Raw genomic sequence first — 20,958 nt, 5'->3', positions numbered from 1 at the left:
TCCTCATTTATCCTGAAGTTATTTCCTGCCTTTTACATTGATATAGTTATGTCCTCTAACAATATTTTTTTGATTCACTAAACGAGGTCGTGTAAGTAATTTTCTACGCGGGAACAGCACAAATGCATCCTTCTGATCCTGTAGTACCAACGGTGCGAATGGACTTAAATAAGGTACACCAAATGAACGAATGCTACATAGATGAAGAATAATTAGCATAATGCCAAACATTACACCGAATAAACCAAACATAGCAGCTAAAATCATTAATGGGAAACGTAGTACCCGAATCGTATTCGATAAGCCATAGGCAGGGAATAGGAAGCTGCAAATCGCTGTTAGGGCTACGATGATTACCATTACAGCGGAAACGACCCCTGCATCAACTGCTGCCTGACCAATAACTAAAGTACCTACAATGGATACCGCAGGACCGATTGTTCGAGGCATACGAAGTCCAGCTTCCCTTAAGACCTCAAAGGCAACCTCCATAATAAGCGCTTCTACCACTGCAGGAAAGGGTACGCCCTCCCTTTGTGAAGCGATGCTAATTAACATGGGTGTTGGTAGCATTTCTTGGTGGAAGGTAGTAATCGCTACATACAAGGATGGTGCTACTAATGCTAGACTGATACCAAAGAAACGCAATATACGTACAAGTGAGCTAATCATCCAATGCTGATAATAATCTTCTGCTGATTGTAAAAAGGATGTAAATAGCGCTGGTACGACTAAGACAAAAGGTGTGCCATCAACTAGAATCGCCACTTTGCCATCTAATAATTCACCTGCGATGACATCAGGACGTTCGGAGTTATAGACGGTTGGAAACATAGAGTTTTTTGAGTCTTGAATAAAATCCTCAATATAGCCACTTTCCAAAATGCCATCAATATTGATACGATCTAATCGAGCCAATACCTCTGCGACGATTTTGTCACTGGCGATGCCATTTATATACATCACCGCTACATCTGTTTGTGTCACATCTCCAATTACACGGGACTTAATCCAGAGATTCGGACTTTTTATTTTGCGACGAATGAGCGCTGTATTCGTACGCAAGGTTTCCGTAAAGGATTCCCTCGGTCCGCGAATAACGGATTCCGTCGATGGCTCTGTGACAGCTCGATCCTTGGCACTTCTTGTACTTGTCACAATCCCCTCAGCAAAGCCATCTAATAAAATAACCGTTTCACCATTGAGAATAGCATTGTAGAGTGTTGTGAAATGCTCGATATTCGTGACATCGCCTACTGTTAAATAGGAATTCCGAACATATTGGTTAATTGTTGTTATTTCAATATCTTGTTCTTCTTCAATATTTGCCATCAGTTTATCGATAACAGAATCAGAAATAGCCGTTTTATCCGATAAGCCATCAATGGAAATTATGGCGAGGCTATGGGGGCAGTCTCTCCAATCGCAATTTCCCGTATGATAATATCATTACTATGCCCTAGTGACTGTTGAATGATTTTTATATTTTTAGATAGGGAAGTATACAATAAATCGTTCGTTGTATGGGATGGGGAGGTCTCGTTATGGTTAGACATGGACATGTGTTTTCCTCCTCAATTGGTCGTTCATTACCTTTAGAATGGACAATTTTTTTGAGAGATAAACGAAAGAGATATGAAAAATCTAGCTATTTGTGGCAATATCAAATCCCTTGCGACTTTTGTGTGTCTTGTTTTGGAATAAATAAAAAACAGTCTGTCCTTTCATCTATTGAAAGGACAGACTGCTTTATGTACGATAGTCGTATTGTAATTCATCTTTACTTGTATCAACATCAACATGTAAATTGTGATCGTTAAAGAACCAAAGATCTTTCTCATCAATATAATAGATAACACCATCAATTTCTGTCTGCACACCTATGGCAATAGGTTCCTCACGTGTCATGCCTAGTGAAAAGCCTTCATGAAACGGACTTGAGCCACCATAACGTGCATAAAAACGGATTGTATCACCAGGTTCAACTTCCATTTCATGTTTGAACCATTGTAGGGCTTCATCTGTCAATGCAATATTCATTTCAAATGCTCCTCTCTTCCTACAGCCATTTTACCTTTGGTTCTGTGCCGTTTTTAATACGAGCAATATTGGCACGGTGACGATAAATAATAAAGGTAAATAAAAAGGCTACCAAGATGCCTAATGCAAAGTCACCTGTTATAAAATAATAAACGATTGCATAGATAAGCGCTACTAAAGCGGCTATCATTGATGTTAAGCTGACGATTTTTGTGATTTTTAATGTCACAATAAAGGTAATAAATAGTAGGACAAAGAGTGGCCAAGAATAGCCTAATAATACACCCGCTGACGTTGCCACAGCTTTCCCACCACGGAAGTTGGCGAAGATTGGGAACATATGACCGATTACGGCGACAAGCCCCAGTAATAAAGGGTGGAGTGTAGTATCAGAGAAAACGGGAAGTGTCACGAGTAAGACAGCGGCAGTCCCTTTTAAGACATCCATTATCGTAACAATAATACCAGCCTTTTTCCCTAATGTTCTAAAAGTATTGGTTGCACCAAGATTACCGCTCCCGTGTTCACGAATATCGGTATTATAAAAAATTTTGCCTATCCATAATCCAGAAGGTATAGAGCCGATTAGATAAGCACATAAAATAATAAGTCCATTGATCATAGTTGGACTCCTTTCATTCATAGTCCATCACTTGGTACTAATAGTTTGTAACAAGTATTTTACACTTTTTCTTGCTAATCTACAATGTTAGAAGGAGATTTCATCCGAAGTCTTGAATCAATACAAAAGAGAATCTATTAGCGAGGACTTGGCTTTTAGACATAAATTTGTAGGAAGCGCTAAAACCTTTATAAAAATATAGGCAAAATGGCAATTTTGTCAATCGCTCATTCCTTTGGTAGAATAGAAGTCTAACTTTATCCTGTTTAATCGCAAGGCACGAGGTAGTGTGCTTCTATTTGCAAGCATCACAACTATATTTTGCAACTTAGTAGGCTTCAATGCGTCAAATGATGATGGAAGCTAGAAGCAGTCTGTCTTGCTCAAATACCAATTTTAAGCAACTGTTGAAGATGTTTACTATTGATAAAAATAATCAAAACTGTGAGCAAATTTTAAAATTTTATTGGACCTGTCGCTAGCTATTGACAGGAAATGCTATTATTATTAGGATGAGAACATAAATAGAACATGTGTTTGTTTTTTGGAGGGGAATTTTTTTGACGAATAAACAGTCACCTAGCGTCTATAATGATGACGCTATACAAGTATTAGAAGGATTAGAAGCGGTACGCAAACGACCTGGCATGTATATCGGTTCGACGGATGGCCGTGGACTTCATCACCTTGTGTATGAAATCGTAGATAATGCGGTAGATGAAGCACTGGCTGGCTTTGGATCTCATATTATTGTCACAATTCATAAAGATCAAAGTATGAGTGTGCGCGACTTTGGACGTGGGATGCCAACCGGTATGCATAAAATGGGCAAACCGACACCAGAAATTATTTTTACTGTGTTACACGCTGGTGGCAAATTTGGTCAAGGTGGCTATAAAACAAGTGGAGGTTTACATGGTGTTGGTTCTTCCGTTGTGAATGCGCTCTCAACATTTTTAGAGGTGACAATTCATCGCGATGGTAAAAAGTATCGTCAACGCTTTGAGCATGGAGGACAGCCTGTCACAACACTTGAAAATATTGGGCAGACCAAGCAGACAGGAACGCTTGTTCATTTCCTACCAGATGAAACAATTTTCTCTGTCACAAAATTCAATTATGATACGTTAGCAGAACGATTACGCGAATCAGCCTTTTTATTAAAGGGCTTAAAAATTGAATTAATTGATGAGCGCGAGGAGGGCAAGAGCGATGTGTTCTTTTATGAGAATGGCATCGAGGCTTTCGTTGCGTATTTGAATGAGGAAAAAGATGTCCTTCATCCAGTAAAATATGTAGAAGGCGTACAGGATGAAATCGAAGTAGAGTTCGCTTTCCAGTATAACGATGGTTATTCAGAAACGATTTTATCATTCGTTAATAATGTCCGTACACGTGATGGTGGTACACATGAAACGGGTGCAAAGGCAGCATTGACACGTGTCTTTAATGAATATGCAAGAAAAATTGGCTTGTTAAAGGACAAGGATAAAAACCTTGAGGGGACAGATATTCGTGAGGGCTTAGCAGCGATCGTGTCTGTTCGTATTCCAGAGCATTTACTGCAATTTGAAGGACAAACAAAGGGCAAGCTTGGGACAAGTGAGGCTCGTTCTGCTGTGGATAGCGTAGTGTCTGAGCAAATTTTGTATGTGCTAGAGGAAAATGCAGAGTTATCAGCTTCTCTTGTTCGTAAAGCGATTCGAGCGCAGCAAGTGCGTGAAGCAGCTCGTAAAGCGCGTGAGGATGCACGAAATGGCAAGAAAAACAAAAAGGGTAGTACGATTCTATCTGGAAAATTAACGCCAGCTCAGTCACGTAATGCGGCAAAAAATGAGCTGTATTTAGTCGAGGGTGATTCTGCGGGTGGCTCTGCTAAACAAGGTCGTGACCGTACATTCCAAGCGATCCTGCCATTGCGCGGGAAAGTAATCAACACAGAAAAAGCCAAACTACAAGATATTATGAAAAACGAAGAAATTTCAACGATTATCCATGCGATTGGAGCAGGTGTTGGTACGGATTTTGCGGTGGAGGATTCTGCCTACGATAAAGTAGTCATCATGACCGATGCGGATACGGACGGGGCACATATTCAAGTCTTGCTATTAACATTCTTCTATCGTTATATGCGTCCACTTATTGAGTCTGGGAAGGTCTATATCGCACTACCGCCGCTTTATAAAGTCTCAAAAGGTACTGGAAAAAAAGAAATCATTGAATATGCTTGGACAGAAAGCGATTTACAAAAGGCCATCAAAAAGGTTGGCAAGGGTTACATATTACAGCGCTATAAAGGTCTTGGCGAGATGAATGCAGACCAACTATGGGACACAACGATGAACCCTGAAACACGGACATTGATTCGTGTCACAATCGAGGATGGTGCACGTGCGGAGAGACGTGTCACGACGTTAATGGGCGATAAGGTAGAGCCACGTCGTAAATGGATCGAAGCCAATGTAGACTTCGGTATGGAGGATGATTCTAACATTCTAGAGAATGAATTCATCCAACAAGAGGAGGACCAAGCATGAGTAGTACAGAAAAGTTCCAAGATTTACCGTTAGAAGAAGTGATGGGTGACCGTTTTGGTCGCTATAGTAAATATATTATTCAAGACCGCGCGTTGCCTGATGCACGTGACGGTCTTAAACCAGTACAGCGCCGTATTCTATATGCGATGTTTACGGAGGGCAACACACATGATAAACCGTTCCGTAAATCCGCAAAAACAGTGGGTAACGTAATTGGTAACTATCATCCGCACGGCGATAGCTCTGTGTATGAAGCGATGGTACGGATGAGTCAGGACTGGAAGGCACGTCATATGCTCATTGAGATGCACGGGAACAATGGGTCAGTCGATGGCGATCCTCCAGCTGCGATGCGTTATACAGAGGCAAGACTATCTGCTATTGCTGCTGAAATGCTACGAGATATTGGCAAGAAAACGGTCGAGTTTGTACCAAACTTTGATGATCAGGATATGGAGCCAACTGTTTTACCAGCACGTTTTCCTAACCTTTTAGTCAACGGCTCTACAGGGATTTCCGCTGGCTATGCGACAGATATTCCGCCACATGCCTTAGATGAAGTACTGGATGCTGTGTTGATGCGCTTAGACAAGCCTAATGTTACTGTAGATGAATTGATGACAGTGATGAAAGGGCCTGATTTCCCAACGGGTGGCATCATTCAAGGTGTTGATGGCATTAAAAAGGCATACGAAACAGGTCGTGGTAAAATCATCGTCCGTGCACAAGCAGTTGTTGAACCAATCAAGGGTGGTAAAGAGCAAATTGTTATCACTGAGTTACCATATGATGTAAATAAAGCGAATCTTGTAAAAAAATTGATGAGCAACGTGTAGATAAACGACTAGAAGGCATTGCGGAAATTCGTGATGAATCAGACCGTACAGGCTTACGAGTGGTAATTGAGCTGAAAAAGGATGTACCAGGACAAGGAATTTTACAGTACTTGTTTAAAACAACGGATTTACAGGTAGCTTATAATTTTAATATGATTGCCATTCATAATCGTCGTCCAACGATGATGACATTGCCATTATTGCTAGATGCGTATATTGCCCATCAAAAAGAAGTGGTAACAAACCGCTCCATTTATGATTTGCAAAAGGCAAAGGACCGTTCTCATATTGTAGATGGATTAATTAAAGCTCTTTCGATTTTAGATGAAGTCATTGCGACGATTCGTTCTTCTAATGATAAGAAGGATGCAAAGCTTAATTTACAAGAGAAGTTTGATTTTACAGAAGTACAGGCAGAGGCCATTGTAAGCCTGCAATTATACCGTTTAACGAATACGGATATTACAGAGCTTCGTCAGGAACAGGACGAGTTAGATAAGTTAATTGCCAAGCTAGAGGGGATTCTACAAAGTGAGGCTAAGCTTGTGCGTGTTATTAAACAAGAGCTGCTTGATATTAAGAAACGCTTTACAGAGCCTCGCCGCTCGAAGATTGAGCAAGAAATTGAAGAAATTAAAATTACATTGGATGTCCTTGTGCCAAGTGAGGAGGTTGTCGTAACAGTAACGAAGGATGGTTATATTAAACGCACATCCACACGTTCTCATGCCGCTTCAAATGGGCAAGATTTTGCCATGAAGGATTCAGATTATTTATTGTATGAAGCAAACTTAAATACACAGCACCATCTATTGCTGTTCACAAATCGAGGCAATTATATTTATCAGCCTGTTCATGAGCTGCCTGATATACGTTGGAAGGATCTCGGCCAGCATATTTCAAGTATTGTCCCAACAGGGGAAGATGAATCGATTATTGCGGTTTATGGCTTCGAAACATTTGAACAGCCAAATACGTATGTCTTCACAGCCACAAAAGATGGTCAAATTAAGCGCTCACCACTCGTAGACTATGCAGTGACACGTTATTCAAAGCCTATTAAAACGATGAACGTCAAGGCTGGTGATGCGATGATCTATGCATCGTTTGTAACAGATGACGTGGAGCTGATGCTCACAACGGATACAGCCTATGCAATTCGTTTCCCAATGGAGGAACTACCTGTGACAGGTGTGAAAACAGGCGGTGTGAAAGGGATCACACTAAAAGATGGAGAAGCCTTAGTTGGCGTCAATGTATTACAGCCTGATGTTACCCAATATGTAGTGATTGTGACACAGCGTGGGGCCGTGAAGAAAATGAATGTCGCTGAAGTTGAAGTAGCAGGTCGTGCAAAACGTGGACTAAAAGTATTAACAGAGTTAAAAGCAAACCCTCACCGAATTGTGGCAGTTGTTCAAGCAACAGACGGGGAGCAGGTTGTGATTGAAACTGAAAAAGGTGTTCAAGAGGTGATTGACGTGCAAGCATTGTCTCGTGCGGATCGCCATTCCAACGGTTCATTTAAAGTGGATATTGCAACAGATGGGGCAATCTCTCATGTTGTCACAGCCAAAAAAGAACAGAAACCAAGCTAAAAGAATGCCCAGTCTCTTAGGAGTGCTGGGCTTTAAGCTCATTTCAAAAATAGCACCTTGTCATTTAAGTGAAACTATGGGTATAATAATCATCGAAAAGTTCATAGCGAAAGAATGTAGGGGGGCTAGTAATTGCTAGCTGAGATTGTGTCCGATAGACGCTGACCCTTTGAACCTGATTTGGCTCGTACCAGCGTAGGGAACATCTATTCAAAAAAGCAAAGTTTTGAAGATTGATTGCAATACGTCTGGGAGGAATCCTAGGCGTTTTTTTATGTTTTCAAGCAACAGCTTGCCAACATTGTATACGCTTTCTTCTGGTGACAACATTCATTCATGAACACTTTCATATTACAAACTGGGAGGCTTTCACATGAAGAAATGGTTATTTATTCTAATGGTAGCACTATTAACATTAGCAGGCTGTAGTGACAAGGAGGATAAGCAGGCTGCTGACAAGCTGAAAAAGGTGTCTGTGGTACTGGAATGGACGCCGAATACAAATCATACAGGACTATATGTTGCAAAAAAACTCGGTTATTTTGAGGAACAGGGCTTAGATGTTGATATTATTATGCCTGGTGAGGCGGGTGCAGATCAGCTTGTTGCTTCTGGAAAGGCGGATTTTGGCGTGAGCTATCAGGAAGGCATAACACAGGCACGAGTACAGGATGTGCCGCTGGTCTCAATCGCAGCAATTATACAGCATAATACATCTGGCTTTGCTTCTATTGCTTCAAAGGGCATTACATCGCCAAAGGATTTTGAAGGTAAAACCTATGGTGGTTGGGGTGCGCCATTAGAGCAAGCCGTCTTACAATCACTAATGCAAAAAGAAAAGGCAGATATTAATAAGCTAGATATTGTCAATGCAGGGGATTTAGATTTCTTCACAATGATGGAAAAAGACATTGATTTTGCTTGGATTTATTATGCATGGACTGGTATTGAGGCTGAGCTGCGTGGGGAAAAGATTAATATGCTATATCTTACAGATTATAGTGATCAATTAGATTATTATACGCCCGTTTTAGTTACAAATGAAAAAATGATACAGGACAACCCCGATGTAGTCAAAGCCTTTGTGGCAGCGGCAGCGAAGGGCTATGAATACGCAATTGAAAACCCAAGTGAAGCGGCGGATATTTTAATCGAAGCGGCCCCTGATTTAGATAAAGCGTTAGTGCATAAAAGTCAGGAATGGCTGGCTGATAAATACCAGGATGATGCCAAGCAATGGGGAGAGCAAAAGCTTTCTGTGTGGGAAAATTATGCGAAATGGATGTCTAGCAATCAAGTACTAGAGGGCGAATTTGATGCGAAAAAAGCCTTTACTAATGAGTTCTTACCTAAAAAGGAGGCCAAATAAGATGGCAAATTCATTAATCAGTGTACAAATCATTCCGAAGACAGAGAAATATGAAGATGTGATACCGTATGTAGATGCAGCAATTGCGGTGATCGATGCTTCTGGGGTGAAATATGAGGTTCATCCATTGGAAACAACGATGGAGGGTGAGCTTTCAACATTGCTCCAAATCATTGAAAAAATGAATGAGAAGATGATCGAGCTTGGTGCCATCAATGTCATTACACAAGTGAAAATTTTATATCAGCCAACGGGTATTACGATGGATACATTAACGGAGAAATATCAGTAATGAAACGTGCATTACACAAGGGAAGGACGATAATTTTTATCGCCTTCCTCTTATTCATATGGGAACTAATCGTGCGGTTCGCTGAAATTCCTCATTGGTTATTACCCGCACCCAGTAGTATTTTGTCGGAGTCCATCCGTTCGTATCAAACCTTTCTACCACATGCATTTGCTACGGTACAGCTAGCTCTACTAGGTTTGGCCATTGGCATCGCTTGTGGGCTAACGGTGGCAGTAGTGTTGCATCGATTTAATTTTATTCGAGAACTGTTTTATCCAATTCTTATTATGTCGCAGAATGTTCCTATTCTAGTCTTGGCACCGCTACTTATTATTTGGTTTGGCTTTGGCTTATTACCGAAGCTTATCATTATCTGTCTTGTGTGCTTTTTCCCGATTGTCATTGCAGCGATGGATGGATTTAGACAAACAGCTCTAGCATTAAAGCATTATTTTGCCATGGTTGGTGCTACAAAGGCACAAACCTTTTGGAAGCTGGAATGGCCTTATGCCTATCCTGCGATTTTTTCAGGCATTAAAATTGCGGCTACATATAGTGTGATGGGGGCTGTGATTGCGGAGTGGCTTGGAGCAAAAAAGGGTATTGGTGTTTACATGACCCTAGCCCAGTCCTCCTTCCGTACAGATCGCGTATTTGTAGCAATTTTTGCGATTGTTCTCTTGAGCTTACTATTGTTTAGCGGTATTCGTTTAATTGAAAAATTTATGGTGAAGGGAAGAGGCTATCATGCTCAGCATTCAAAACATCGCTAAATCCTTCGATGCACTAAAAGTACTTGATCAACTTTCTTTTGACGTAAAGGATGGCGAGTTTGTGGCCATTGTTGGTCCTTCAGGCAGTGGTAAGAGCACACTTTTTCAATTAATTGGTGGTGTTTCGCCAATTGATCAAGGAGCCATTTTACTAAATGGAGAGGATATCCAACGAAAAAAAGGAACGATTGGCTATATGCCACAGCAGCCATGTCTATTACCCTGGCGCACAATAGTAGAAAATGTCACGCTTGTAGAGGAATTACAGCATAAACCGAATGTTGAACGTGCCAAGGAATGGTTAGAAAAGGTTGGTCTTGCCTCCTTTATCCATGCCTACCCGAACGAACTGTCTGGAGGTATGCAGCAGCGTGTGTCCTTTATTCGAGCAATGGTCAGTGAAAAGCCGATTTTATGCTTAGACGAACCATTTTCTGCGTTGGATGAATTTACTCGACTGGAAATGCAAGCATGGCTTTTATCTATCTGGGAAGAGTATCGCAAATCCATTCTATTTGTTACACATAGTATTGAGGAAGCTCTCTTTTTAGCAGATCGCATACTTGTTTTAACCAAACGTCCAGCAACCGTTAAAAAGGAAATCATCGTGCCATTTGAGAGACCTCGGAAAGAGGAAATTCGACATTCTGCAGCATTCACAGCGTTAAAGCAACAATTATTTATGTATTTACAGGAGGAAAAGGGTGATATGTATGTTGATTGATGCGCATATTCATTTGGATCAGTACACCGATGAGGAAATTCCCTCCTTATTAGAAGAGGTGAAAGCTGTAATTGCGGTTAGTATGCAACTTTCCTCTTGTGAAAGAACGTTGCGTTTATCGAATAGCTATCAGCAAGTAAAGGCTGCTTTTGGCTTTCATCCTGAACAGCCTTTACTAAGTCCAAATGATGAGGCAGCATTATTCGATTGGATTCGTTCGCATCAGGATGACATGGTTGCTATTGGTGAGGTGGGTCTACCTTATTATTTAAGACAAGAGCAAGGGATTGATGAACGTCCCTATGTGGCGTTATTAGAGCGTTTTGTTGTATTGGCGAAGGAACTGAACATGCCAATTGTGTTACACGCAGTATATGAGGACGCCCATGTTGTGTGTGATTTGCTGGAAAAGCATCAGCTTCACGAAGCCCATTTTCATTGGTTTAAAGGGGATGAAGCTATTGTGAAGCGCATGATAGAGCGTGGTTATTTTATTTCCATAACCCCAGATTGCTTGTATGAAGAGGAAATTCAACAGCTAATTGATGCGTATCCGATTGATTTGATGATGGTAGAAACGGATGGTCCTTGGCCGTTTGAGGGACCGTTTACGAAGAAGCGTACATCTCCCTGGATGATGCACTCAACGATTGAGGTGATTGCCTCCATCAAAGGGCTATCAACACAGGAAGCGGCCAAAATTATTACGCAAAACACGAAAACATTTTATCGGCTTTAATAGGACAAAGCAGTATAGGTACGAGTTATTCGTCCTTATACTGCTTTTTATATTTCGTATAATCATGCGCTAATTTTTCGTTTTTTGTTTTCGTTAGACGTTCATGTGTACTAAAAGAGATAGATTGTCGATTTTTTTCAACATCTTTACCAACGGTGCGTTTAATGTGCATCCGCTTCTTTTTAGCTTTAGATTGTGACATGAGCATCGCCTCCAATTCATTTTTAATTCTATAGTAGCGAAAAGGGAAGAAAAAGTAAAACCTCGTAAGCAAAATACTTACGAGGCTGTCGAGTGTATTAGTGAGATACGTCCTGTACAGAAATACCTGTGTTTGCTTTAACGTCAACTTCACGATACTTCGCATCATCTGTTTCTTTAGAAATTAATGTGCCGATGAAACCACCAAGGAAACCAAGTGGTACAGAGATTATGGCTGGGTTCGTTAACATAATTAATGGATCACCAACGAAAATTGCCTTACCTTCAACTGGATTCCAAACGTTTGGAGACATAGCAACTAATACTAATGCAGAGATTAAACCTGTTAACATCGCAGTAACAGCACCTGTTGTATTGAAGCGTTTCCAATAAATTGTGTAAATAATAACTGGAAGGTTAGCAGAACCTGCAATACAGAATGCTAAAGATACTAAGAATGCCACGTTTAATGTTTGTGCACCAAGTGCTAATAGGATAGAAATAACAGCGATTGTAATCGAACCGATACGAGCTGCAAGAACTTGCTCTTTTTCTGTAATTTTACCCTTTTTGATAATTTGTCCATAAATATCATGAGATAGGGCAGATGCACCAGATAGTACAAGACCTGCTACTACCGCTAAAATTGTTGCGAATGCTACTGCACAAACGAATGAGAATAGAATGTCGCCACCAAGTGCTTCTGCAAGAAGTGGGGCAGCCATGTTACCAGCAGCGTTTGCTGCGATAATATCTTCTTTCCCAACGAATGCTGCTGCACCGAAGCCTAAGAAAATTGTTAGAACGTAGAAGATACCTACGATCCAAGTAGCCCAAATAACAGATGAACGAGCTGTTTTCGCGTCTTTTACTGTGAAGAAACGCATTAAGATATGTGGAAGACCCGCAGTACCTAATACTAACGCAATTAACATAGAGATTGTATCAAGTCCATTTGTATATTTAAGACCTGGGTTTAAATAAGCAGCGCCACTGTCAGTAACCGTTGTCATTTCTTTAAACATTGTAGAGATACTGAAGCCGAACTCTTTTAATACTAAGAACGAAATAATAACTGTACCCAACATTAAAAGACAAGCTTTAATAATTTGTACCCAAGATGTTGCAGTCATACCACCGAATAGTACGTAAGTTGTCATCATAAATCCTACGATTAATACGGCGATCCAATAGTCGATTCCTAAAAGTAATTGAATAAGTGCTCCTGCACCAACTAGTTGTGCAATCATGTAGAATAAAACAATTGTAATAGTGCTTAAAGCAGCTGTTCCACGAACTTTGGCGTTATCAAAACGCGCTGTAATCATGTCAGCTAATGTAAATTTCCCAAGGTTACGTAATGGCTCAGCAACGATATATAATACCACTAAGTAAGCTACTAAATAACCAATAGAGAAGAAGAATCCATCAAATCCAAATAATGCTACAGCACCAGCGATACCCAAGAAGGATGCTGCTGATAAATAGTCACCTGCGATAGCTAGTCCATTTTGCCAGCCTGTTAAGCCACCACCAGCAGTGTAGAAATCACTTGCTGAAGATGTACGTTTAGATGCCCACCATGTAATAACTAATGTTAAACCAACAATGCCTACGAAGAAGAATATGGCTGTAAAACTCATTCCGTTACTCATCGGCGGCCACCTCCGTTCTCGTATTCAGCGATAATCGCTTTTGCTTCTCTATCGAAGCTGTTTGCTTTTGCTACATATAAATGACATAACCCCCATGTCATGATGAAGAGACCTGCTGCATAGATCCACACCCAAGTAATTTCCCCAAATGCCTTTTGGTGTAGAATTGTCGTGTACGATGTCAGAATTGGTAACAACATGTATGCCGATAAAAATATGGCAGTTATAGACCAAAGAAAAGAGTTCTTTCTTCGTACAAGAGACTTAAATGATTCCTGATTTGCAATTGAATCATAGTCAATCACGATACCTTTTTTTGCTTGATTGTTCGCCATTAACATTCCCCATTTTGTGTATATTTTTTCTACCTCAAGACTTGATTTTGCTAGTTTAGTGAATTCACATTTTCATTTTATGAAACAGTTCACAAAATTGCAATACATTTCAGAAAAATTATGTAAAAAAAATTTTTCAGAAAATACTCCTAAGAGAGAAAAAATGGCGCAAAGCCAAGAATATAAAGGGTTTTAGAAAATTCAGATAAATAAATGAAGTGAAGAGAAATCTAGATTCTTGACAAAAAACCAAGGGTAAATTTACAAAAAAATCTTGTTTTTTCAATTAAAAATAAACACTATTTACCTAGTGAAAATTGGATTTTTTCTGTTTTTTGGAAGTAAAATAATATTGTTCGATAAATAAATTGGTAGATATTGAATAACAAAAAAGGCGAAAAACTCGACCAAAAATCGAATTTTTTGCCTATTTTTTTGCATTTTTTGAATTAGGATTCATTATGCAGAAGGTGTATAAATATTAATGTGAAATATCAGAGACAGACACACCTGTATTTGCTTTCACACGAATTTCTTTATAAATACGTTCTGCTTCTTCCTGTGGTACTTTGTTAGATGAAAGGACAGTACCTAGGTATCCAGCAATAAAGCCTAATGGAATTGTAATAATCGCTGGAACAGCAAGTGGCACAAGTGGTTGTCCAACAAAGATTGCTGCACCTTCAACAGGGCTCCACACATTTGGTCCCATTGCTCCTAAAATTAAACATGATACTAGCCCCGTTACCATCGCAGTTACAGCACCTGTAGAATTAAATTTCTTCCAATAGATTGTATAAAGGATCACAGGTAGGTTTGCTGATGCACCGATACAAAAGGCGAATGACACTAGGAATGAAACGTTTAAGTTTTGTGCAAACAGAGCAAGAATAATAGACACGATCGCAATGGAGATAGAGCCTGTACGAGCTGCTACTACCTGTTGCTTCTCTGTTAATTTACCACCCTTAATGATTTCTCCATAAATATCGTGAGAAATGGCAGAAGCTCCTGTTAGTACTAAACCAGAAACCACAGCTAAAATAGTCGCAAATGCCACTGCGCCGATAAACGCCATCAATACATCTCCACCTAAGTAATGCGCAAGAAGCGGAGCAGCTGTATTACCAGCCTTACTTTCAGCAAGAATTTGATCTAAACCTACAAAGTTTAATGCACCGAACCCTAAGAAAATTGTTAATGAGAAGAAAATGGCTGTAATCCAAGTTGTCCAAGAAATAGAGGCACGTGCTGTCTTTGCATCCTTTACTGTAAAGAAACGCATTAAAATATGTGGTAAACCAGATGTTCCTAAAACTAAAGCCATCATCATCGAAACCGAGTCGATTGTGCTTGTATACTTAATTCCAGGTACAAGGAACTTTTCGCCATGATCTACTGCAATTGTGTCGAACATCTTCATAAGAGAGAAGTCAAATTTCATTAGCACTAAAACCGCTAATAGACCTGTCCCGAATAATAATAGACTTGCTTTAATAATTTGCACCCAAGAAGTCGCTGTCATACCACCAAACAATACATAAGTTGTCATCATAACACCGACAATTAAAACGGCAATCCAATACTCAATACCGAATAATAGCTTAATCAATGCACCAGCACCAACTAGCTGTGCAATCATATAAAGAATTACGATAATAATGGTACCAGACGCTGCCACACCACGAATTCGTTTTTCATTGAAACGAGCCGTTAACATATCTGCTAACGTGTAGCGGCCTAAGTTTCGCATTGGCTCAGCAATGACATAAAGCAGTACTAAATTCGCTACTACATAGCCTACAGAGAAGAAGAAACCATCAAAGCCAGTTAAGGCAATTGCACCAGACACCCCAAGAAAGGCTGCTGCAGATAAATAGTCACCAGCAATCGCAAAGCCGTTTTGCCACCCCTTTAAACCACCGCCAGCAGTGTAAAAATCAGCTGCAGAAGATGTACGCTTTGCTGCAATATAGGTAACAACAAGTGTTAAGCCAACAATAGCTAAAAAGAAACCTATGGATACGATGTTCATTTATTTTCCACCTTTCGCCTGATACTCTGCAAGAACAGCAGCTGCAGCTTTATCGAATGAAGCAGCTTTTTTTACATATACTGTACAAAGCACAATGGTCATGATAAATAGTCCTGCAGAATAAACCCATACACCCGTTATATTTCCGAAGAATTTTTGTTGTAGTACAGGCTGGAAAGCAAGAATCGGAAGCAGGATATAAAGAATTAAAAACACTGCTGTAATCGAGAAAAGAAAGGTATTTTTCTTTTTTACAAAGCTATTAAACGATTCCATTGCTTCAATTGCATGATAATCAATTGATTGGGCCTGTTTTTTGCTTGAAACATTCGCCATTATTATTCCCCCTAAAGTTATATATTTCTGTTTTAAACGACATATTTCTTTTTCATTCGTCGTTATATTCACTTATTTTATGGGGGAGATTCCTATAATGCAATACTAAATTTTGAGTTTTTATAATTTTTAGTCACTTCTGTTTTGAGGAAATAACATAGAAATATTAAGGATTTATTAGAAAAATTCTGTTTAAAAGAGCGTGTGGTTTTCTGATGAAATAATATTGTTAAAATAGTTTGTTGTTGATAAAAATGAATGTAGGAGAAAATACAAACATAAAAGAGAATTTTCTGTATTTTATTATTCTGCTATTAAATTCCAGAGTAGCTAGTTAAGTAGAAATAATTTGTTATATAACAATAATCTGAGATTTTGGGAAATAACGAAAATGATAAAAAAAAGCTATGAAAAAATTTTTAAAAAGGATGTGTCATTTGGAAGAATTAGTGAGGCGGAATTCCAGAATCAGTTAATGTTCACATGTTATACAAATAGCCATCTGGGTGTAAGTCCATTATCTTGTGTTTAGCTTCTATAATGAATAAAATAAGGTGATGAAATGAAGGGAAGTGGGCACCACTAATGACAAAGAAAAGTATATTGCTAGTTTTAGTTCTAGCATTTAGTAGCATTCTAGCTGCTTGCGGTAGTTACAAGTTTGAACCAACATTAAATCTCGAGGTTCAAGATTTCACAGTAACGAATCAAAAAAATGAACAAGTGACCCTAGATGATCTTAAAGGTAAGCCTTGGTTAGCCATGTTTATTTTTACAAACTGTACGACAATCTGTCCACCCATGACATTTAATATGACAGAAGTTCAACAAGCACTACAGGATGAAGGCCTTGAAGATTATCAAATTGTGGCATTTAGCGTGGATCCAGAAGTGGATAAGCCTGATGTATTAACAAATTACTTAAATACGTATAATGTTGTAGATGAAAGCAAATGGCAGCTACTAACGGGCTATCAACAAAAATTTATTGAACAATTTGCACGTAAATCATTTAATTCCTTAGTTAAAAACGATCCTAACTCAGACCAAGTCATACATATGTCGAGCTATTATTTAGTAAACGCAGAAGGCACAGTTGTAAAAGACTATGATGGCGCGACAAACGTACCAGTTGAAACAATCGTTGGAGATATGAAGGCTCTTATTAAGGAGAGCAAATAACACAGAAGTCCATGTGACTTCTGTGTTTTTTTATTGAAAGAGGGGAAAGTAGGGTGTACGCCTTTAAAAATCATTCGTCTCGATTTACTTTCCCAATATTGCAGCAAATACAGCAATATTATATCGTTATATGCATCAATGGTTCATTAACTTAAACTATTCAACTGATTAGTAAGAGGAGGGATTTAAATGAATAAACAGGACCAGCTTAACTTGATTAAGGATGACTTTATAAATTCTCAAAAGGTACTATTAGCAATTGGTGATGAAACCAGACAAGCCATTTTAATGGTTTTAATGGGCACAGATTGTCAAACGGGATTGCGTGTAGGAGAAATCACGGAACAAACACATCTTTCTCGACCAGCTGTGTCACATCATCTTAAAATTTTGCGAGATGCTGGTGTTATTTTAATGCGCAAAGAAGGTACAAAAAACTTTTACTATATAGATATACGGACAAAACTAGGTTCGTTAAAAAATCTTGTTTTGGATATTGAGACGTTGTTAACGGAATTTTATTGACAATATAATAGATTATCTGGAGGAAAAAACAATGAGAGCAATGGTGATCGATCAATATGGCAAAGCCCCAATGCGCTTAGCAGAAGTGCCTACACCTGAAATAAATGAATATGAGGTGCTTGCTGAAATCCATGCAGCAAGTATTAATCCAATTGATTTTAAAATCCGTGATGGGAAAGTGAAGCTGTTAATCCAATATAAAATGCCACTGATCCTTGGAAATGATTTTTCAGGGGTCGTCGTAAAGGTTGGCGAAAAAGTGACGCGATTTAAAGTAGGAGATGAAATTTATGCACGTCCAAGGAAAAGTAAAATTGGTACTTTTGCGGAATATATCTCGATTCATGAAGATGACATAGCCCTAAAACCTAAAAAGTTGAGCTTTGAGGAAGCCGCATCAATCCCACTGGTTGGCTTAACGTCATACCAAGCTTTACATGACATCATGCAATTACAAAAAGGTCAAAAGATTTTAATTCATGCTGGTTCTGGTGGTGTAGGTACCTTTGCTATTCAACTAGCAAAGGTAATGGGCGCCACAGTGGCAACAACAGCTAGCGAAGCTGGTGCAAACTTAGTTACATCTTTGGGTGCAGATAAAGTGATTAATTATAAGAAAGAAAGCTTTGAAGCTATACTGAAAAATTATGATGCCGTCTTTGATACGCTCGGAGGAAAGACCTTAGAAAAATCTTTCGAGATTATCAAGAATGGTGGGAAAATTGTATCCGTATCAGGTTGGCCGAATGCTCGTTTCGCCAAAGAATATGGTTCAGGATTTTACAAAACATTGTTATTTTCAGTAGCCAGTCATAAATTGACCTCACTTGAAAAGAAATATCATGCTCAATATTCCTTCTTATTTATGAAACCTAGTGGCGAGCAATTACGCATAATCGCCGATTTAATTGAAGCTGGTAAAATCAAACCAGTCATTGATAGAACTTTTTCATTTGAAGATGCTCAAAAGGCGATGGAATATGCGGAGTCAGGTAGAGCAAAAGGGAAGATCATCGTAAAAATGAAATAGCCTTTATGTTGTATTTTAGCAAGGTTTAAGTGAAAAGTACGTAATAACCACAAACCTCCAATAAAATAAGAGGCTTCTGCTTTTGTAGGATAGATGTAGTCCAATAGTGAAATGAGCGAAGGTTCACCACTTGCGTTCTTTGAAGGCAAATATAGCAAAGTTAGTCAGCCAATAAGCTTATAATTACCTATCTCCTAAAAAATAGAACCATCGTTTGAGCATTATTTGTTCGAACGGTGGTTTTGTCTTTGTTTTAAGTGGAAAATGGATTGCTTAATTGCTGTAGTTATGGACGTTTTTATTCAATCCAAAGGTTGATAAAATCACATCATACTACAAGTAGGAGTGATAACAATGGATAAGGTACGTTATAAAGTAAGAGAAGTGTTGGACAAGAACAAAATTGATGCATTTTTGCAGCAAGCTCGCATTGGGCATTTGGGTATGGTTGATGGTCATCTGCCATATGTTGTCCCCCTTAATTTTGTGTGGACAAATGGAGTGCTTTATTTCCATGGAGCCACTGGCGGGAGACGAAATCAAGTGATGGAAGAGAATCCAGAGGTTTGCTTTACGGTTTGTGATGAATATGGAACCATTACAAATCCAGTACCTGCAAAGACGGACACCGCTTATATGAGTGTCATGGTTTTTGGCAAGGCTCAGCCTATTTTCGATTTGGATGAAGCGACACACATGTTGCAAGAAATGATAAATAAATATGTACCTGGTTACTATAATCGCCCATTATCCCAGCAACACGTGGACAAATATCGATCAGCCGTTTTCGGAGGGCCTGTTCAAGTTTACCGTATTGATCCTCAACATATTACCGCGAAAGAAAATCCAATTGCCTTAGGGGAGATGTTCAATATTGAGAAAATCCCACATACATAGTATTGGTTTTCAGAAATTAGTACATCAAATCCCTGCAAGCACCACTAACTCTAGTCAGATATGTAGCTTTGGAATAAAGATGGATTAACAAATAGCCCTTAATCCTTATCTAATAGCAAATAGCAACATCAAAACCTCCATTTTGAAAAATTGATCAAAATGGAGTTACTCTCTTTAAATAAGTATGAGATTTTTATAAAAAAGTTTGATCATTTTTCAGCTATGTTGTTCCACAGTTGCGCCCTATTATTGAATAAGCTATTGCATGATGTCCTCATATTGTTCTGTAGTTTTTGGATTAGCAGTAAACTCGCTATGCAAATCTAAATTAATAATCGAAACCGTAATTATATGTTAAGATTGACTTATATAAAATAAAAGGAATGATCTGATGAAAAAAGCAGTCAAATTAGCTTCCTAAAATTATCTAGATTTTAAATTTTAGGAGGCTTTATAAGATGAGATTCAATAAAATTGATATTAATAATTGGGAACGAAAAGAAATTTTCAATCATTTTTTAAATCAACAAACGAGCTTTAGCATCACCAGAACTATTGATATTACCAAACTTTATAAAATTACAAAAGATAAGGGATATAAATTCTATCCTGTATTCATCTTTTTAATTACTCATGTAGCAAATTCAAATAAACATTTTAGAATGAACTTTAATTCTGCTGGAGAGTTTGGATACTGGGATAAGGTAGTCCCAATGTATACTATCTTTGATAAGAAATCAGAGTTATTTTCAGCCATTTATACAAATACAGATGAAGGTTTTAAAAAGTTTTATGAGAACTATATTTCTGATACTGAGAAGTTCAATGGTATAGGAAAGCTTTTTCCTAAAACACCAATCCCTGAAAATGTCGTCAATATTTCTATGATTCCATGGACTTCTTTTACTGGTTTTAACTTAAACGTGAATAATAGCCCAAATTATTGTTTGCCGATAATCACTGCAGGTAGGTTTATCAATAAAACTAGTAATATTTATTTACCTTTATCCTTGCAGGTTCATCATTCTGTCTGCGATGGTTACCATGCAGCACTATTTATGGATAGATTTCAGACTCTTGTAGAAAATAAATTAGAGTTTCTTGTATAAATTAAACACGAAACACTGACTAATTTCTTTTAGTTGGTGTTTTTTACTAACCTGCTCCTAAAACAAGGTAGTATATGTGCATTATTTTGTATTCCTTGTATCAGATTATTGTCTATATGCTTT

18 protein-coding genes, 2 pseudogenes and 1 riboswitch are annotated in these 20,958 nt (G+C 38.6%); of the genes and pseudogenes, 12 read left to right on the top strand and 8 right to left on the bottom strand.

What is annotated here, in order from left to right; all coding sequences use genetic code 11:
* Positions 1-18 precede the first annotated feature (18 nt).
* From NP781_RS10735 to plsY, 3 genes and pseudogenes are all read right to left on the bottom strand, one after another.
* Positions 19-1,562: pseudogene (locus NP781_RS10735) on the bottom strand (spore germination protein).
* Between the two features lie 187 nt (positions 1,563-1,749).
* Positions 1,750-2,040 (bottom strand): HesB/YadR/YfhF family protein, encoded by a 291-nt coding sequence (locus NP781_RS10730; protein WP_004227919.1) that lies wholly within the window; start codon positions 2,038-2,040, stop codon positions 1,750-1,752.
* Positions 2,041-2,059: 19 nt separating this feature from the next.
* Positions 2,060-2,662, bottom strand: coding sequence for a glycerol-3-phosphate 1-O-acyltransferase PlsY (plsY, locus tag NP781_RS10725; protein WP_221682864.1), 603 nt, complete (start codon positions 2,660-2,662; stop codon positions 2,060-2,062).
* A 560-nt stretch (positions 2,663-3,222) separates the two neighbouring features.
* On the opposite strand from plsY, the gene parE reads away from it, so the two are divergent.
* The 7 genes and pseudogenes from parE to NP781_RS10690 all read left to right on the top strand — a co-directional run bounded on the left by parE (position 3,223) and on the right by NP781_RS10690 (position 11,530).
* Positions 3,223-5,199 carry a DNA topoisomerase IV subunit B gene (parE, locus tag NP781_RS10720; RefSeq protein ID WP_004227922.1) on the top strand — a complete coding sequence of 659 codons (1,977 nt, stop codon included), beginning with the start codon at positions 3,223-3,225 and terminating at the stop codon, positions 5,197-5,199.
* A pseudogene (parC, locus tag NP781_RS10715) lies at positions 5,196-7,633 on the top strand (DNA topoisomerase IV subunit A). The gene parE and the pseudogene parC overlap by 4 nt, the downstream one beginning before the upstream one ends.
* 108 nt (positions 7,634-7,741) lie before the next feature.
* A riboswitch (TPP riboswitch) is annotated at positions 7,742-7,852 on the top strand.
* 154 nt (positions 7,853-8,006) lie between these two features.
* Positions 8,007-9,002, top strand: coding sequence for an ABC transporter substrate-binding protein (locus tag NP781_RS10710; protein WP_257522239.1), 996 nt, complete (start codon positions 8,007-8,009; stop codon positions 9,000-9,002).
* Between the two features lies 1 nt (position 9,003).
* The gene (locus NP781_RS10705; protein WP_004227928.1) at positions 9,004-9,294 is read left to right on the top strand and encodes a thiamine-binding protein; all 291 of its coding nucleotides are present in this window, start codon (positions 9,004-9,006) and stop codon (positions 9,292-9,294) included.
* A complete protein-coding gene (locus NP781_RS10700) occupies positions 9,294-10,067 on the top strand; it encodes an ABC transporter permease (protein ID WP_257522238.1) in 774 nt (257 codons plus the stop codon). Before NP781_RS10705 ends, NP781_RS10700 begins: the two co-directional genes overlap by 1 nt.
* On the top strand, positions 10,042-10,791 hold the full coding sequence (locus NP781_RS10695) for an ABC transporter ATP-binding protein (protein WP_221682860.1): 750 nt from the start codon (positions 10,042-10,044) through the stop codon (positions 10,789-10,791). Before NP781_RS10700 ends, NP781_RS10695 begins: the two co-directional genes overlap by 26 nt.
* On the top strand, positions 10,781-11,530 hold the full coding sequence (locus tag NP781_RS10690) for a TatD family hydrolase (protein ID WP_257522526.1): 750 nt from the start codon (positions 10,781-10,783) through the stop codon (positions 11,528-11,530). Before NP781_RS10695 ends, NP781_RS10690 begins: the two co-directional genes overlap by 11 nt.
* 25 nt (positions 11,531-11,555) lie before the next feature.
* Here NP781_RS10690 and NP781_RS10685 read toward each other — a convergent pair whose 3' ends face one another.
* The 5 genes from NP781_RS10685 to NP781_RS10665 all read right to left on the bottom strand — a co-directional run bounded on the left by NP781_RS10685 (position 11,556) and on the right by NP781_RS10665 (position 16,092).
* On the bottom strand, positions 11,556-11,732 hold the full coding sequence (locus NP781_RS10685; RefSeq protein ID WP_221682859.1) for a hypothetical protein: 177 nt from the start codon (positions 11,730-11,732) through the stop codon (positions 11,556-11,558).
* Between the two features lie 97 nt (positions 11,733-11,829).
* Complete coding sequence (locus NP781_RS10680; RefSeq protein WP_221682965.1) at positions 11,830-13,374, bottom strand: solute symporter family protein; 1,545 nt, start codon at positions 13,372-13,374, stop codon at positions 11,830-11,832.
* A gap of 8 nt (positions 13,375-13,382) precedes the next feature.
* Positions 13,383-13,721, bottom strand: coding sequence for a DUF485 domain-containing protein (locus NP781_RS10675; RefSeq protein ID WP_004227943.1), 339 nt, complete (start codon positions 13,719-13,721; stop codon positions 13,383-13,385).
* A gap of 481 nt (positions 13,722-14,202) precedes the next feature.
* A complete protein-coding gene (locus NP781_RS10670) occupies positions 14,203-15,756 on the bottom strand; it encodes a solute symporter family protein (protein ID WP_004227944.1) in 1,554 nt (517 codons plus the stop codon).
* On the bottom strand, positions 15,757-16,092 hold the full coding sequence (locus NP781_RS10665; RefSeq protein ID WP_004227946.1) for a DUF485 domain-containing protein: 336 nt from the start codon (positions 16,090-16,092) through the stop codon (positions 15,757-15,759).
* Positions 16,093-16,677: 585 nt separating this feature from the next.
* On the opposite strand from NP781_RS10665, the gene NP781_RS10660 reads away from it, so the two are divergent.
* The 5 genes from NP781_RS10660 (at position 16,678) to catA (ending at position 20,835) form a co-directional block, all read left to right on the top strand.
* A complete protein-coding gene (locus tag NP781_RS10660) occupies positions 16,678-17,274 on the top strand; it encodes an SCO family protein (RefSeq protein ID WP_221682858.1) in 597 nt (198 codons plus the stop codon).
* 189 nt (positions 17,275-17,463) lie between these two features.
* Positions 17,464-17,799 (top strand): ArsR/SmtB family transcription factor, encoded by a 336-nt coding sequence (locus NP781_RS10655; protein WP_221682857.1) that lies wholly within the window; start codon positions 17,464-17,466, stop codon positions 17,797-17,799.
* Positions 17,800-17,830: 31 nt separating this feature from the next.
* On the top strand, positions 17,831-18,829 hold the full coding sequence (locus tag NP781_RS10650) for an NADP-dependent oxidoreductase (protein WP_257522237.1): 999 nt from the start codon (positions 17,831-17,833) through the stop codon (positions 18,827-18,829).
* 354 nt (positions 18,830-19,183) lie between these two features.
* Positions 19,184-19,726 (top strand): pyridoxamine 5'-phosphate oxidase family protein, encoded by a 543-nt coding sequence (locus NP781_RS10645; RefSeq protein WP_004227952.1) that lies wholly within the window; start codon positions 19,184-19,186, stop codon positions 19,724-19,726.
* A gap of 458 nt (positions 19,727-20,184) precedes the next feature.
* On the top strand, positions 20,185-20,835 hold the full coding sequence (gene catA / locus NP781_RS10640; RefSeq protein ID WP_221680405.1) for a type A chloramphenicol O-acetyltransferase: 651 nt from the start codon (positions 20,185-20,187) through the stop codon (positions 20,833-20,835).
* The last annotated feature ends 123 nt before the right edge of the window (positions 20,836-20,958 follow it).

Source organism: Lysinibacillus sp. FN11 (assembly GCF_024628845.1).
In the GTDB taxonomy this organism is placed as follows: domain Bacteria; phylum Bacillota; class Bacilli; order Bacillales_A; family Planococcaceae; genus Lysinibacillus; species Lysinibacillus capsici.
This window is presented reverse-complemented; position numbering and strand designations above follow the sequence as displayed.